Genomic DNA, 1,209 nt, shown 5'->3' on the forward strand with positions numbered 1-1,209 from the left:
TGGTCAAACCAATAATGGAGATGAGTTACCAGATGGTACTTACTATTATGTAATAGAATTTGCTGATATGGATTCTAAAACAGGTTGGATTTATATAAACAGACAACAATAAAACTAAATATACTGCCTTCATTTCAGTGGAGGCAGTATTAAAAAATCAAAAATAAAATGAAGAAACTATATTTAGTAGCTTTAGGCATAATGTCAGTATTTATTGATGCAAATGCACAACAAGACCCACATTATACACAATACATGTATAATATGAACGTCATAAACCCTGCATATGCAGGTAGCAAGGAGAATTTAGCAATTGGTTTATTATATAGAAAACAATGGATTGATATTGAGGATGCTCCTACAACAGGAACTTTTTCAGGACATTCTCCAGTAGGTAAAAATGTAGGTTTAGGATTGTCTTTCATAACAGATAAAATAGGTCCTGTGGAAGAAAATAACCTATATGGAGATTTTTCATACACCTTAAATCTTGGTGATGAACATCGTTTGGCCTTTGGTATTAAAACAGGACTTACTTTCCATAAGGTAGGTTTATTTAGCGATATAGGAAATGGAAATGTTCCAGATGCTGATGATCCTGCTTTTTCCCAAGATGTAAGTAATACTTATTTTAATGTTGGTTCAGGACTTTTTTACTACACAGATAAGTATTATTTAGCTTTTTCTGTACCAAATATGTTAAAGTCAAAACATTTAGATTTGCGAGTAAATGATGATCAAGTTGAATTTGGTTCAGAGACAAGTCATTATTTTTTAACAGGAGGGTATGTTTTCGATTTGAATGAGAAGGTTAAATTTAAACCTTTCTTTATGTTGAAATCGGCTTTTAACGTTACTCCTTCTCTAGATGTATCTACCAACTTTTTATTTAATGAAAAATTTGAAGTAGGTGCAACTTATAGAATTGATGACAGTTTTGGAGCAATGTTAAATTATGCTATATCACCCAACTTAAGAATTGGATATGCCTATGATCATATTGTATCTGATTTAAAAGTAACGACACCTTCCTCTCACGAGATTATCTTATTATTTGATTTGAATTTCCCGAGAAAGGTATCTCGTTCACCTAGATATTTTTAATTTAAAAGCGATAAAGAAATGAAAAAACTATATATAACATTAAGTTTTGTAATCGCTAGTGGATTGCTAAGTGCACAAAACTCAAAAACTAAAGATGCCGATAAA

The 1,209-nt window shown here is 31.0% G+C and carries 2 protein-coding genes; both read left to right on the plus strand.

The window, feature by feature from the left end; translation table 11 throughout:
- The coding region (locus tag FIA58_RS21835) for a T9SS type B sorting domain-containing protein (RefSeq protein ID WP_208022845.1) at positions 1-112 on the plus strand (112 nt) is incomplete at its 5' end.
- 56 nt (positions 113-168) lie between these two features.
- On the plus strand, positions 169-1,104 hold the full coding sequence (locus FIA58_RS21135; protein ID WP_140964678.1) for a PorP/SprF family type IX secretion system membrane protein: 936 nt from the start codon (positions 169-171) through the stop codon (positions 1,102-1,104).
- Positions 1,105-1,209 lie beyond the last annotated feature (105 nt).

Origin of the sequence: Flavobacterium jejuense (assembly GCF_006491595.2) — a bacterium.
GTDB lineage: Bacteria > Bacteroidota > Bacteroidia > Flavobacteriales > Flavobacteriaceae > Flavobacterium > Flavobacterium jejuense.